At 64.7% G+C, this 12,886-nt stretch carries 16 protein-coding genes; 11 read left to right on the plus strand and 5 right to left on the minus strand.

The window, feature by feature from the left end:
- The 4 genes from QQL28_RS25580 to QQL28_RS25595 all read left to right on the plus strand — a co-directional run.
- The coding region (locus tag QQL28_RS25580; protein WP_284269783.1) for a chemotaxis protein CheW at nucleotides 1-209 on the plus strand (209 nt) is incomplete at its 5' end.
- A gap of 70 nt (nucleotides 210-279) precedes the next feature.
- Nucleotides 280-645: a response regulator gene (locus QQL28_RS25585; protein ID WP_007600538.1), complete on the plus strand. Its 366-nt coding sequence runs from the start codon at nucleotides 280-282 to the stop codon at nucleotides 643-645.
- Between the two features lie 75 nt (nucleotides 646-720).
- Nucleotides 721-1,908 carry a protein-glutamate methylesterase/protein-glutamine glutaminase gene (locus QQL28_RS25590; RefSeq protein WP_284269893.1) on the plus strand — a complete coding sequence of 396 codons (1,188 nt, stop codon included), beginning with the start codon at nucleotides 721-723 and terminating at the stop codon, nucleotides 1,906-1,908.
- On the plus strand, nucleotides 1,905-2,777 hold the full coding sequence (locus tag QQL28_RS25595; RefSeq protein WP_284269894.1) for a CheR family methyltransferase: 873 nt from the start codon (nucleotides 1,905-1,907) through the stop codon (nucleotides 2,775-2,777). Before QQL28_RS25590 ends, QQL28_RS25595 begins: the two co-directional genes overlap by 4 nt.
- 92 nt (nucleotides 2,778-2,869) lie before the next feature.
- Here QQL28_RS25595 and QQL28_RS25600 read toward each other — a convergent pair whose 3' ends face one another.
- From QQL28_RS25600 to ctrA, 5 genes are all read right to left on the minus strand, one after another.
- Nucleotides 2,870-4,030, minus strand: a complete 1,161-nt coding sequence (locus tag QQL28_RS25600) for a glutathionylspermidine synthase family protein (RefSeq protein ID WP_284269896.1) — start codon at nucleotides 4,028-4,030, stop codon at nucleotides 2,870-2,872.
- Nucleotides 4,031-4,033: 3 nt separating this feature from the next.
- Nucleotides 4,034-4,273 carry a hypothetical protein gene (locus tag QQL28_RS25605; protein ID WP_284269898.1) on the minus strand — a complete coding sequence of 80 codons (240 nt, stop codon included), beginning with the start codon at nucleotides 4,271-4,273 and terminating at the stop codon, nucleotides 4,034-4,036.
- 66 nt (nucleotides 4,274-4,339) lie between these two features.
- Nucleotides 4,340-4,735, minus strand: coding sequence for a hypothetical protein (locus tag QQL28_RS25610; protein ID WP_284269900.1), 396 nt, complete (start codon nucleotides 4,733-4,735; stop codon nucleotides 4,340-4,342).
- Between the two features lie 2 nt (nucleotides 4,736-4,737).
- Nucleotides 4,738-5,142 carry a DUF350 domain-containing protein gene (locus QQL28_RS25615; RefSeq protein WP_284269902.1) on the minus strand — a complete coding sequence of 135 codons (405 nt, stop codon included), beginning with the start codon at nucleotides 5,140-5,142 and terminating at the stop codon, nucleotides 4,738-4,740.
- A 170-nt stretch (nucleotides 5,143-5,312) separates the two neighbouring features.
- On the minus strand, nucleotides 5,313-6,014 hold the full coding sequence (ctrA, locus tag QQL28_RS25620) for a response regulator transcription factor CtrA (protein WP_016848562.1): 702 nt from the start codon (nucleotides 6,012-6,014) through the stop codon (nucleotides 5,313-5,315).
- Nucleotides 6,015-6,406: 392 nt separating this feature from the next.
- Between ctrA and fliI the strand changes: the two genes are divergently transcribed.
- From fliI to QQL28_RS25655, 7 genes are all read left to right on the plus strand, one after another.
- Nucleotides 6,407-7,732: a flagellar protein export ATPase FliI gene (gene fliI / locus QQL28_RS25625; RefSeq protein ID WP_284269950.1), complete on the plus strand. Its 1,326-nt coding sequence runs from the start codon at nucleotides 6,407-6,409 to the stop codon at nucleotides 7,730-7,732.
- Nucleotides 7,733-7,851: 119 nt separating this feature from the next.
- A complete protein-coding gene (gene fliJ / locus QQL28_RS25630) occupies nucleotides 7,852-8,271 on the plus strand; it encodes a flagellar export protein FliJ (protein ID WP_027527631.1) in 420 nt (139 codons plus the stop codon).
- Between the two features lie 198 nt (nucleotides 8,272-8,469).
- Nucleotides 8,470-9,015, plus strand: coding sequence for a sigma-70 family RNA polymerase sigma factor (locus tag QQL28_RS25635; RefSeq protein WP_027527632.1), 546 nt, complete (start codon nucleotides 8,470-8,472; stop codon nucleotides 9,013-9,015).
- Nucleotides 9,016-9,018: 3 nt separating this feature from the next.
- Nucleotides 9,019-9,981, plus strand: a complete 963-nt coding sequence (locus tag QQL28_RS25640) for an anti-sigma factor (RefSeq protein ID WP_284269956.1) — start codon at nucleotides 9,019-9,021, stop codon at nucleotides 9,979-9,981.
- A gap of 206 nt (nucleotides 9,982-10,187) precedes the next feature.
- Nucleotides 10,188-11,147 (plus strand): helix-turn-helix transcriptional regulator, encoded by a 960-nt coding sequence (locus tag QQL28_RS25645; protein ID WP_348522524.1) that lies wholly within the window; start codon nucleotides 10,188-10,190, stop codon nucleotides 11,145-11,147.
- A gap of 32 nt (nucleotides 11,148-11,179) precedes the next feature.
- Complete coding sequence (locus QQL28_RS25650) at nucleotides 11,180-11,644, plus strand: hypothetical protein (RefSeq protein ID WP_284269960.1); 465 nt, start codon at nucleotides 11,180-11,182, stop codon at nucleotides 11,642-11,644.
- A 300-nt stretch (nucleotides 11,645-11,944) separates the two neighbouring features.
- Nucleotides 11,945-12,877: a formylglycine-generating enzyme family protein gene (locus QQL28_RS25655; protein WP_284269962.1), complete on the plus strand. Its 933-nt coding sequence runs from the start codon at nucleotides 11,945-11,947 to the stop codon at nucleotides 12,875-12,877.
- Nucleotides 12,878-12,886 lie beyond the last annotated feature (9 nt).

Below are 12,886 nucleotides of genomic sequence, written 5' to 3' on the forward strand. Positions count from 1 at the left end.
ACCTGCGCGGTGAATCCTATGGCCTCCTCATCGACACGATCGGCGAGGTGCTGCGCCTGCCCGAGGACGGCAAGGAGGAAAACCCCGTCAACCTCGATCCCCGCATGGCCAAGCTCGCCGGCGGCGTTCACCGCCTCGACGGCCAGCTCATGGTCGTCCTCGACGTCGATCGCGTCCTCGAGCTCGCGCCCGAGATGATGGCGGCCTGAGACGACGGTCGGCCCGCCGACCGACCAGCAATTGGAAGTGTCCCGCCGGGGACAGGAAGTAGAGGTTCACATGAGAACTTGTCTCGTCGTTGATGACTCCAGTGTCATCCGCAAGGTTGCGCGCCGCATCCTGGAAGGCCTCGACTTCCAGATCCTCGAAGCCGAGGATGGCGAGAAGGCGCTGGAAGCCTGCAAGCGCGGGCTGCCCGACGCCGTGCTGCTCGACTGGAACATGCCGGTCATGGATGGCTACGAATTCCTCGGCCATCTCCGTCGCATGCCCGGTGGCGACCAGCCCAAGGTGGTGTTCTGCACCACCGAGAACGACGTCGCGCATATCGCGCGCGCGCTGCATGCCGGTGCCAACGAGTACATCATGAAGCCGTTCGACAAGGATATCGTGACGGCGAAGTTCCAGGAAGTCGGCCTGATCTGACCGTGCTGCCCGAGGGCTGAACGGATCCTTCGGCGTTTGTTTCAACTGAACAGTTCCAGTCTGAGTTGGTGAGTAATGAGTGTTGCGTTCGCTGGAAGTTCGACTGTCAGTCCGTCGCGGGAAGGGCCACTGCGCGTGATGATCGTCGACGATTCCGTCGTCATCCGCGGTCTGATCTCGCGCTGGATCGGCGCCGAGCATGACATGGAGGTGGTGGCTTCCTTGCGCACCGGGCTAGAGGCGGTCAATCAGCTCGAACGCATCAATCCCGATGTCGCCGTGCTCGACATCGAAATGCCCGAACTCGACGGCCTCAGCGCGCTGCCGCAGCTTCTGGCCAAGAAGCGCGACCTCGTCATCATCATGGCCTCCACGCTGACCCGCCGCAACGCGGAGATCAGCTTCAAGGCGCTGTCGCTGGGCGCGGCCGACTACATTCCGAAGCCGGAATCGACCCGCGAGGCCTCCGCCGCCGACATCTTCCATCACGACCTGATCCAGAAGATCCGTCATCTCGGCGCGCGGCTGCGCAGGAAGTCGGCGGTCGCAAGCCCGTCGCTCGCGCCCGCGAGCCCGGCTCCGCTTGCGCGCGAGCCCGTCGCGCGTCCTGCGGCACCGGCGCCGGCCGCACCAGCAGCCTCCGCCGCCTCGCTCGTCAAACGCTCGTTCTCGACGCAGACCCCGAAGGTGCTGTTGATCGGCTCCTCGACCGGTGGGCCGCAGGCGCTGATGTCGGTGGTGACTGATCTCGGTCCGGTGATCGATCGCTTCCCGGTGCTGATCACCCAGCACATGCCGCCGACCTTCACCACCATTCTCGCCGAGCATCTGGCGCGGTCGAGCCGCAGGCCCGCCCATGAGGCGATCGACGGCGAGGCGGTGAAGCCGGGCCAGATCTATCTCGCGCCAGGCGGAAGGCACATGCGCGTGGTGCGGAGCGGCACGGATGCCGCGATCGCGCTCGACGACGGACCTGCGGTGAACTTCTGCAAACCCGCGGTCGATCCGCTCTTCACCTCCGCCATCGACCTCTGGCACGGCGCCATTCTGGCTGTGATCCTGACCGGCATGGGCTCGGATGGCATGCGCGGCGGCAAGGACATCGTCGCCGCCGGCGGCAGCGTGATCGCACAAGACGAAGCCACCAGCGTGGTGTGGGGCATGCCCGGTGCGGCCGCGAATGCCGGCATCTGCGCCGCGATCCTGCCGCTCAATCAGATTGCGTCGAAGGTCAATCGGCTGTTCTCGGGAGACCGCTCGTGACGCCGATGGACTATGAATATCTGCGCAAGTTCCTGAAGGAACGTTCGGGCCTCGATCTCTCCGCCGACAAGACCTACCTGGTCGAAAGCCGGCTGCTGCCGCTCGCGCGCAAGGCCGGCCTCGCCGCCATTCCCGATCTGGTGCAGAAGATCAAGACTGGTGACGGCAAGCTTGCGACCGACGTGGTCGAGGCGATGACCACCAACGAGACCTTCTTCTTCCGCGACAAGGTTCCGTTCGATCATCTGCGCGACACCATTCTGCCGGGCCTGATCCAGGCGCGCGCGGCGCGCAAAAGCCTGCGCATCTGGTCGGCGGCATCGTCGACCGGGCAGGAGCCCTATTCGATCGCGATGTGCCTGAAGGAGAAGGGCGCCGCGCTCGCCGGCTGGCGCATCGATATCGTCGCCACCGATCTGTCGCAGGAGGTGCTGGAGAAATCCAAGGCCGGCGTCTACAGCCAGTTCGAGGTGCAGCGCGGCCTGCCGATCCAGTTGCTGGTGAAATACTTCACCCAGTCCGGCGACATCTGGCAGCTCAACGCCGACGTCCGCTCCATGGTGCAATTCCGCCAGCTCAACCTGCTCCAGGATTTCTCGCATCTTGGCACCTTCGACGTCATCTTCTGCCGCAACGTGCTGATCTATTTCGACCAGGACACCAAGGCGGTGATCTTCGAACGCATGGCGAAGAGCCTCGAGGCGGATGGCACCCTGCTGCTTGGTGCGGCCGAGTCCGTCGTCGGCATCACCGACGCCTTCCGTCCCGTCGCCGACCGCCGCGGCCTATACCAGATCAATCCGGCGCGCGGAGCACGTCCGGCCGGCGCGCCGATGCTCGCAGGCATGAGGATCGCCGCGGCGCGGTGATCTGCTCTCGTCATTCCGGGCTCGCGATGGAGCCTGTCATCGGGCCGCGGTTTGCGTGGACCCGTTAGTCACGCCGCGGAATGACGCACGCTCTACAAAATCGCGTGTGGCAAAAATCGCGACCTGTTGCCGGTGATCGGGCTTTCGTCCTCGCGGATCGACAGGCCGCAGGGCTCGTGGTTGACGAGCCAGCTTCCGACCACGGGATAGAAGCCGGAAAAATTCGGGAGCGGCGAGAGTGCCTGACGGACGAAGCCTTCGGCGCCGTAGGGGCCCGCGTGCTCGTCGAGCGGCACGCCGCCCGAGACCAGCGTGACGTTGGCGCCTTCGCGCGACAGCAGCGGCTTGCGCACATAGGAGCTGCCGAGCTCGGTCGCGCGCGGATCATCCTCGAAGAACGCCGGCAGCAGGTTGGGATGGTTCGGAAACATCTCCCACAGCAGCGGCAGGATGCCCTTGTTGGAGAGCACCGCCTTCCACGGCGGCTCGATCCAGCGTGTCGGCGCCTCCTTGAGCTTGGCGCCGAAGGCGTCGTGGAACATCCATTCCCAGGGATAGAGCTTGAAGGCGAGCGCGATGTCGCGGTCGTCGAGATCGACGAAGCCGCCGCCCGCCTCGCGCCAGCCGATCTCCTCGATGTCGAGCAGCGTGGTCGATAGCCCCGCCTGGCGCGCGGTGTCTTCGAGATAAGCGAGCGTGCCGGTGTCTTCTTCATTACCGGTCGTGCCGGTCAGATGCAGATGCTGGCCTGCCGCGATCGTCTTCCAGGCCTCGATCAGCTGTTCATGGATGGAGTTGAACTGGTCGGCGCGCGCCGGGATGATGCGCCGCTCGATCGCCTGTTCGAGCCAGGTCCATTGAAACACCGCGGCCTCGAAGATCGAGGTCGGGGTATCCGCGTTGTATTCGAGCAGCTTGGCCGGAGACTCGCCGTCGAACTTCAGGTCGAGCCGGCCGTAGAGGCTGCGATCGTCACGTTCCCAGCTCTCGGCGATCAGGTCCCAGAAGGCTTCCGGGATCTTCAACCGCTCCAGCAGCCGTTCATCAGTGATGATGCGGCCGGCGAGCTCGATGCACATCGCGTCGATCTCGCCGGTCGGCGTCTCGATGGCGCGTTCGATCTCGTCGAGCGTGAAGGCGTAGTAGGCCCGCTCATCCCAGTAGCGTTCGCCATCGATGGTATGGAAGTCGAAGCCGCATTGTTCGGCGGTTTGCCGCCAGTCGTCACGCTCGGGACAAATGATACGCTGCATGCGCTAGCCGCCGCCATGACCGTGGCCATGACCATGGCCGGCATGGCCGTGTCCATGAACGACATGCAGCGTGCCGCCGAAGCCGCCATAGGTGGCGGGGCGGCAATAGGGTTGTCCGTCGATGCCGGGAACGGCTGTCATTCCGGGTCCACAGTCGTAGGGCCGCCGCACGAATCCCATCGAGACCGCGCTGACCGTGGCGCTGCCCATCAGCGTGAGCACGACCCGTCGTGAACGCTTCATGTTGCTTCCTCCCTGCGCCAGTTAAGCAGACCGGCCAAGAGCGGTGAATTCAAAACTCGGGTAGGCTTAGCCGCTCCCCGAGAAGCCGAAGGCATGCGCGAACGAGCCGAAGCCACCTCGTGTCACTCCGCCGGACCCAGAGTCGGACGAGCCTCCGGTTGAGGAATGGCTCGAGGAGTCGCTGCTGAAGAAGCTCGAGCGCGATGACCAGCGGCCGCCGCTTCCGCCGGACGAGCCTCGGCTGGTGCAGCCCGTATCGGGCTGGGCCGGCGCCGCCATGCCGGGCGCGGGCGGATCGCAGTTCTGCCGCGGCATCAGCGTGTAGGCGGTGGTGCCGACCGCGATCGTGCCCATCACCAGCAGCGCGACATGGCCGGAGCGCTTGACCGGCTCCTTCGGCGGCAGCGGCAAAGGCTGTGGCTGGCGCTTGCCGAACTCCTTGTTGGGGCGCTTCGCGGCCATGGTCAGTAGATCATGCAGGCGGCATTGAGCAGGCCTGCGGCGAGCGAGGAAAGGCCGAGCCAGATCGCGGGCGCCATGTCGCCCGCAGCGATCCGCGCCGACAAATTCGGCACCGGGATCTTCACGACATAGAACACGACGACCTGGACGATCAGCGCGATGAACGCCCAGATCAGGCAGTCCACCACATTGGCCGAGTGTGCGATGGCACTGAACAGCGGCGCGACGAAGCCGAGCAGGCTCAGCCCCAGCGCGATCGCGGCGGCCGGATCATTGTCGCGGATGAGCTGGAATTCGTTGTGCGGGGTGATGCGGGTGTAGACGAACAGATAGGCCACGATCGCCACCAGCCCGGTGCAGAAATAGACCAGAAAGGCCGGCAGGCCAGCAAGCGATTGCAGGATCATCGTTCCCCCGGGTGTCACGCCACCATTCGTCGGCAGGTGGAGGATACCGGTTCAACGGTTAGAGGGGGATGAAGCTCTGTTCGTGTCCCCAAAAAACGAAAACCCCGCCATTTGCGGCGGGGTCCAGTCGGGGATGAGCGAGCCAATGAGGCTCGCGGCAGAAGGAAGGCTCAGGCCGGGATCCGCTCGTCGGCCTCGTGCGGCTCGCGCAGCACGTAGCCGCGGCCCCACACGGTCTCGATGAAGTTGCGGCCCTCGGAGGCGTTGGCGAGCTTCTTGCGGAGCTTGCAGATGAAGACGTCGATGATCTTCAGCTCGGGCTCGTCCATGCCGCCATAGAGGTGGTTGAGGAACATTTCCTTGGTGAGGGTCGTGCCCTTGCGGAGCGAGAGGAGCTCCAGCATCTGGTATTCCTTGCCGGTCAGATGCACGCGCTGGCCGCCGACCTCCACCGTCTTGGTGTCGAGGTTGACGACGAGGTCGCCGGTCTGGATGACCGACTGGGCATGGCCCTTGGAGCGGCGCACGATGGCGTGGATGCGGGCCACCAGCTCGTCCTTGTGGAAGGGCTTGGTCATGTAGTCGTCGGCGCCGACGCCGAGACCCTTGACCTTGTCCTCGATGCCGGCGAGGCCGGAGAGGATCAGAATCGGTGTCTTGATCTTGGAGACCCGGAGCTGCTTGAGCACGTCGTAGCCGGACATGTCGGGCAGGTTGAGGTCGAGAAGAATAATGTCGTAATCGTATAGCTTACCGAGATCGACGCCCTCTTCCCCCAGGTCGGTCGTATAGACGTTGAAGCTTTCCGACTTCAGCATCAGCTCGATCGACTGCGCGACGGCGCTGTCATCTTCTATCAGCAAAACGCGCATGCCAGTTCCCCATAGTCGCCGCTCCGGGCGTCAGGTCGGCCGCATTCGCGGCACTCAACAAAACGCCTTTGAACAACTGATTCGGATCCTGACGTCACATGGTTAACAAAGTCTGATTCTGGAACGCAAGACCTCACGGTGCAATTTTCGTCGAATCGCCCTAAGATGTTGCGCAGAAGCAGTTTTCGTCACCTGGTTCCGTTCAAGTTCCACTTTAAGAGACGGGCCTAACCGACTCTCGCGACTCCCCTTCTTCTGTCGGGCAGGCGCTCAGTCACAAAGACAGTGACGCAATGATTAATGATGCGGGTAAACACGAAGTTAAGCGCCGTTCAGAAATGTGGCGAAATTTAAGGGTTTCGTCATGAAGGGTCGCGGATGAAGGCCGGATCATGAAGGCGCTGGCCGAGCAGATCGGGGACATCGACGGCGTCAATATATATGGCCGCGTCGTCGGCGTGCGCGGCCTGATGGTCGAGGTCGCAGGTCCCATTCACGCGATGTCGGTTGGCGCGCGGCTCGTGATCGAGACCGGTGCGAACCGTTTCATTCCCTGCGAGGTGATCGGCTTTTCCGGCAACAACGCTGTGGTGATGCCGTTCGCCGGACTCGAGGGCGTGCGTCGCGGCTGCAAGGCTGTGATCGCGAATGCCGCCAATCAGGTGCGGCCGTCGGCGGCCTGGCTCGGCCGCGTCGTCAACGCGCTGGGCGAGCCGATCGACGGCAAGGGGCCGCTGCTCCAGGGCTCATCGCCGATGCCGTTCCGCAATTCGCCGCCGCCTGCGCATTCGCGGAAGCGCGTAGGCAGCCCGCTCGATCTCGGTGTGCGCGCGCTCAACACGTTCCTGACCTGCTGCCGTGGCCAGCGCATGGGCATTTTTGCCGGCTCCGGCGTCGGCAAGTCCGTGCTGCTGTCGATGCTCGCGCGCAACGTCGACGCCGATGTCAGCGTCATCGGGCTGATCGGCGAACGCGGCCGCGAGGTGCAGGAATTCTTGCAGGACGACCTTGGTGAAGAGGGCCTGGCGCGCTCGGTCGTCGTGGTCGCGACCTCCGACGAGCCGGCGCTGATGCGGCGGCAGGCGGCGTATCTGACGCTTGCCATCGCCGAATATTTCCGCGACGAGGACCAGGACGTGCTCTGCCTGATGGACTCGGTGACGCGCTTTGCCATGGCCCAGCGTGAGATCGGCCTCTCGGCCGGCGAACCGCCGACCGCCAAGGGCTATACACCGACCGTCTTCACCGAATTGCCGAAGCTCCTGGAGCGCGCAGGCCCCGGCATGGGGGTCGGCGCCATTACCGCGATCTTCACGGTGCTGGTTGACGGCGACGACCATAACGAGCCGATCGCGGACGCCGTCCGCGGCATCCTCGACGGGCACATCGTGATGCAACGCTCGATCGCCGAGCGGGGGCGCTACCCCGCCATCAACATCCTCAAATCCGTCTCCCGCACGATGCCGAAATCGGCCGACCCGCAGTTCTGGCCGACCATTCAGAAGGCCCGCCAGGTGATGGCGACCTATGCGGACATGGAGGAACTGATCCGGCTGGGCGCCTACCGGGCGGGGTCCAGCCCCGAGGTCGACGAGGCGATCCGGCTCCATGAGCCGCTGGAGGCCTTTCTGCGGCAGCGCAAGGACGAAAGTGCCGGTTTGGCGGACGGCTACCGCCAGTTGGCGCAAATCCTCCAGAATTTGGAAACGGAACGCTAACTTTGTCAGGCCATCATCCGCTCCACAGAGTAGCAGAGCCGGTCGGGGCCCAATTTCGGGATCGGGGAGACCGGTGTTGTCCCACGTGCAGCTAGGGGACTTCTGGGGAGTACGAGTCGATGAAGTCACGTGAAACGCTCATTCGCCTGAAGAAATTTCAGGTCGACGAGAAGCGCCGCAGGGTCACCCAGATCGAGAGCATGATCGCGGACTTCCAGCGCATGTCCGTCGATCTCGAGCGCGAGATCCTGACCGAGCAGGAACGCGCCGGGATCAACGATCCCTCGCATTTCGCCTATCCGACCTATGCCAAGGCCGCAATCCAGCGCCGCGAGAACCTGACCCGCTCGGCCGACGAGCTGAAGGGCCAGCTCGAGGAGGCCAAGGGCGCGCTGGCCGAGGCTTTTGAGGAATTGAAGAAGGTCGAGCTCCTGGACGAGCGCGACCAGGCGCGCGAGCGCGCCGAGGAGAGCGCCCGCGAGCAGGCCGACCTCGACAGCATCGGCCTGATGCGCGCCCGCATGGGCGCCATCGCTTAAAGCGCTCTCAGAGCACCACAGCCAAGGAACGGCAAAGGAATTGCGTGAGCCCGGCCCCCAAAGGGTCCGGGTTTTTCGCGTGCGATGTCCACAGCGTAGCGCCCGGCCCCGTGGTGGCGGGCTTTGCCGCGCGCTATGGTAGTGGGGTTGAAAGGGCCTCGCGGGAAAGCGACGGGGCGGTGCGCGTTGGGGGACTGAATGCTGACGCCAGCAGATCTGGTCTGGCTGATCGCAGCGGTGGCGAAAGGCGACGAGGCAGCTTTCGAGCGCCTCTACGGCGCCACGCGCGCGAAACTCTATGGCGTCGTGCTCCGTATCTTGCGCCGACAGGATCTCGCAGAGGAGGTCATTCAGGAGACCTACGTCAAGATCTGGAACAGCGCCGGCCAGTTCAATCCGGCGTTGTCCTCGCCGATCACGTGGATGGCGTCGATCGCGCGCAACCGTGCCATCGACCTGGTGCGCAAGAAGACCGAAGCCTCCATCGAGGAGGAGCCTCAGGCGATGGAGGTTGCCGCCGACAGCCCCGATCCGCTCGCGCGGCGCGAGATGACGGAGGAGTTGAAGCGGCTCCTGGAATGCGTCGGCAGGCTCGAGCCGGACCGCCAGAAGCTCGTGCTTCTCGCCTATTACAACGGCTGGAGCCGCGAGCAGCTGGCAGAGAAGTTTTCCGCGCCCGTCAACACGGTGAAGACGTGGCTGAGGCGCAGCATGATGGATATCCGGGAGTGCCTTGGGTTGTAATTGATGGCCTACACTGAGGACCATATCGCGCTCGCCGCGGAATATGCGCTCGGCACACTCGATGCCGACGAGCGCACGCAGGTCGAGACCATGATGGCGGTGGACAACGAGTTCGCCGGCCTCGTGCAGGCCTGGCAATTGCGGCTGGGCGTGTTGAACCAGATGGTCGGCTCGGTCGAGCCGCGGCCGATCGTGTGGGAGAACATCAAGGCTGCGATCGGACCCATCAGGGCAACAGAGGAGCCGCAGGCGCTGCCTGAGGCGCCGCCGCCTCCGGTGTCGGAGCCGCCGGCCGAGCCGCAAGCTGCGCCCGACACCGCGCCGCAATTCGTGCCGCAAGTGCACGCGCCCGATTTCACCGTCTCGCAGGTGCCGATCGTCGACGACACCAACGTGATCTATCTCGAAGGCCGCGTGAAGCGCTGGCGCAGCATCGCGTCCGCCGTCGGTGCGCTTGCCGCTGCGCTGTTCGTGGTGCTGTCGCTTCAGATCCTGCGGCCCGATGCGCTGCCTGGCGCGCTCCGTCCCGCGCCGCGGATTCAGACCGTCGAGGTGAAGACGCCTGCCGCGCCGCTGACGCCGTCATCGCAATATGTCGCGCTGCTGCAGGGACAGGGCGGCGGTCCCGCCTTCATCCTCACCATCGACGGCGCGACCAAGAATTTCACGGTGCGCAAAGTGGGCGCCACGCCGGAGCCGGGCAAGAGCTTTGAGCTCTGGCTGATCTCCGACAAGCTGCCGCGCCCGCGCTCGCTCGGCGTGATCAACAATGGCGACTTTACCGCGCGCCCGGTGCTCGCCGGCTATGATGCCGACCTCATCAATGCCGCCACCTACGCCGTCACCGTCGAGCCCGCCGGCGGCTCGCCCAGCGGCCAGCCGACATCCGCGCCGGTATTTTCCGGCAAGCTGATCGAGACCGTGCCGCCGTCCGAGCCGCAGGCCCCCCCAGGCGCCAAGAAGTAGATCGCGTAGCCCGGGTGAGCGGAGCGATACCCGGGACTGGTCGATCTCGCATGTCGCCCTGGTCCATTTATCCGTCGCATCCCGACAATCCCGGCGGACTGTGGCGCCCCATTTGAACCTCCTTCCGTTTCACTGCGTCAAATTCGCGCAATTTGGCTGTACCGGCGCGGTTCGCGCCGGAGTGAAGGGGCGAGAGACATCGAATGCTGGATCCAGCGAAGCCGCCGGGCATCTTCATTCATCAATATACGGGGCTGCCGCGCGGCCCGGCGTTCGAGCATTGGCGTGAGCGGGCTTTCGGATCGTGCGGGCTCGACGTCGCGCCGAGCCACGGCGACAGCATCGATTGCCGCCTCCAGGTCAGCCTGGTCGGCAACATCGTGCTCGGGATTCCCGAAGGTGCCTCCGCGCAGTTCTCGCGCACGCAAGGCGGTCTTGCCGACGGCTGCGACGATCTCGTGCTGATTGCGGCGCATTCGGGTCTCGTTCGCGTCCAGCAGAATGGCCACACGATCGATCTCGCGCCATCGCAGATGGTGCTCGCTGATCTCAGCATCACCGGCTCCGTCGGCCACACCGAGCAGGATCGTTTCACCACCATCCGCATGCCGCGCCGCGCGCTGCTCGAGATCAATCCACGCGCCGAGGAGAAGATCTCGCAACTCCTCTCCGACGGCGCGGTCGCCGAAACCATCACGCGCTACCATGCGCTCGCCGCCAATCACGCGCCGCATCTCGATGCGGTCGGCCAGCGCCTCACCGCACAGCACATGGTCGATCTCGTCGGTCTCCTGCTCGGCACCGATGCCGAGCACGCAGCGCTTGCCCGCGGCCGCGGCCACGCCGCCGCGCGTCTCGATCTGATGCGCGCCGACGTGATGTCGGCGCTCGGCCGCAACGATCTCAGCCTGTCGGAAGTCGCCGGACGCTCCGGTCTGAGCCCGCGCCAGGCGCAGCGGCTGTTCGAGCAGGCGGGCACCACCTTCACCGAATTCGTGCTCGAGCAGCGCCTGTTGCTCGCGCGAAAGCTGCTGCAGGATCCGCGATCGCGCGCACGCAAGATCAGCGACATCGCGCATTCCTCGGGCTTTGCGGATCTGTCCTATTTCAACCGCGCCTTCCGCAAGCGGTTCGGCTCGACGCCGTCGGAATTGCGCGAGGCGTGACACGCTCAATCTCGCTGCTTCGGAAGACCCGCATGGAGATTCAGTTGACAGTCGCCGCACGCCGAATGGTTGGCGCGCTTGCCCAAGACGATTCACGCCGTCCGATGCAATTCGTTGGCATGCGCTGGCGCAGCATGTTGAACGAATGGATCAAGAGAGTGGTCAGGGTGGGCGGCACCGCGCATCGCGGGCGCAGTGCGTGGATCGCGCCGATCATGTTGGCGATCGACACCGCTCTGTCGGAAGCGGAAAGCGAGCAGACAAGAGTCAACGGAAGCATCGAGGATGCTCTGGCGCGTTCCGCCATCACGTTGGGGAACGGGACGGACGAATATCTCGAGCGAGAGCCGCTGGACAATGAGAACCAGCACCGCCTTGCGGTCGACATTTCCAATGGCCATCGGCAGCTCGATGAGTTGGCAGCTACGATCGCGGATCTAAGATCCGTGAAGGCTGACCTGTTGTCCCGCTTCCCGCATCCGAAACGACTGGAGTGACGCGCAGGGATAGGGAGCTCAATTTCCCATTGAGCAGAAGCGTGGTGGCGCGCGACGGGCGAAATCGAGGCGTTTTGTCGCTGCCAGAAGCCGCAAAGTGTGCCACGGCGAAACTGTTTTCACGCGTCGCGAAACACGCCTGAAACATTCGCCTCGCACCATCATCGGATTGACGAGAACCGCGGCGGCGCTTTTCGCGCGCAATGGTGCTGATCGCCGGCGAGCTTTGCCGGTATCGGAAGCACCCTTTTTGAAGAAGTCATTTTTTGAAGGTCACACTGACGTGACCGGGAGGGTCTCATGGGCCGCTTCATTGACCGGCCGTTTGCCCTGTTTGCGTTGCTGATGTCTGCTCTTTCGGCGCAGCTCGCGTCGGCGCAAACCATTGAGCAGGCTCCGACCAGCCTGGCATTGGCGAGCACTGATGCAGCAATACTCGATATGCGTCTATCGAAGCCGCTGTCGCGTAGCGAGGAAGCGGCGCTCAGGCCCAAGGATCGCTTCAGGGAATGCGCACACTGTCCCGAGATGGTGGTCGTCCCCGACGGCAGCTTCATGATGGGCGCTAGCGCGAGCGAGGTGGGCAGCACCGAGGACGAGCGGCCGCAGCACCAGGTGACGGTGCAGCGCTTCGCTGCGGGACGTTGGCCCGTCAGCTTCGACGAATGGAGCGCCTGCGTGGCCGCAAGAGCGTGCAGCCCTCATCCGACCGAGCCGGCCGAGCACGTGCGCGATCCCGTGACCGGCATCCTCTGGCAGGAGGCCAGCCACTACGTGCAGTGGCTGTCGCGATTGACGGGGCGTCCCTACAGGCTCCTCAGCGAAGCCGAGCGCGAATACGTCGCGCGCGCCGGCACGACCACCGCCTTCTGGTGGGGCGATGGCGCCGATCCGCATCTCGCCGACATCGCGGCCGCCAATCTGGTCGCCGATATCGGCATCGTGACGATCGCGACCACGGCATCCCCGCCGCCCTCGGCCAACCCGTTCGGCCTCTTTGAGGTCCATGGCGGCGTCTATGACTGGGTCGAGGATTGCTGGCACGACAACTATGTCGGCGCGCCGAATGACGGATCGGCGTGGATCGCGGATGATTGCAAGGGCCACGTCCTGCGCGGCGGCGCCTTCAGCCGTGCGCTCCAGACCCGCCGCTCCGCTGCGCGTCTCTGGTTTGGTCCCCCGAACCGGATGAGCTATATGAGTGTACGCGTGGCACGGTCGATGGGGCCGTAGGAAGCGCGA

This window comes from Bradyrhizobium iriomotense (genome assembly GCF_030160715.1).
Lineage (GTDB): Bacteria > Pseudomonadota > Alphaproteobacteria > Rhizobiales > Xanthobacteraceae > Bradyrhizobium > Bradyrhizobium iriomotense.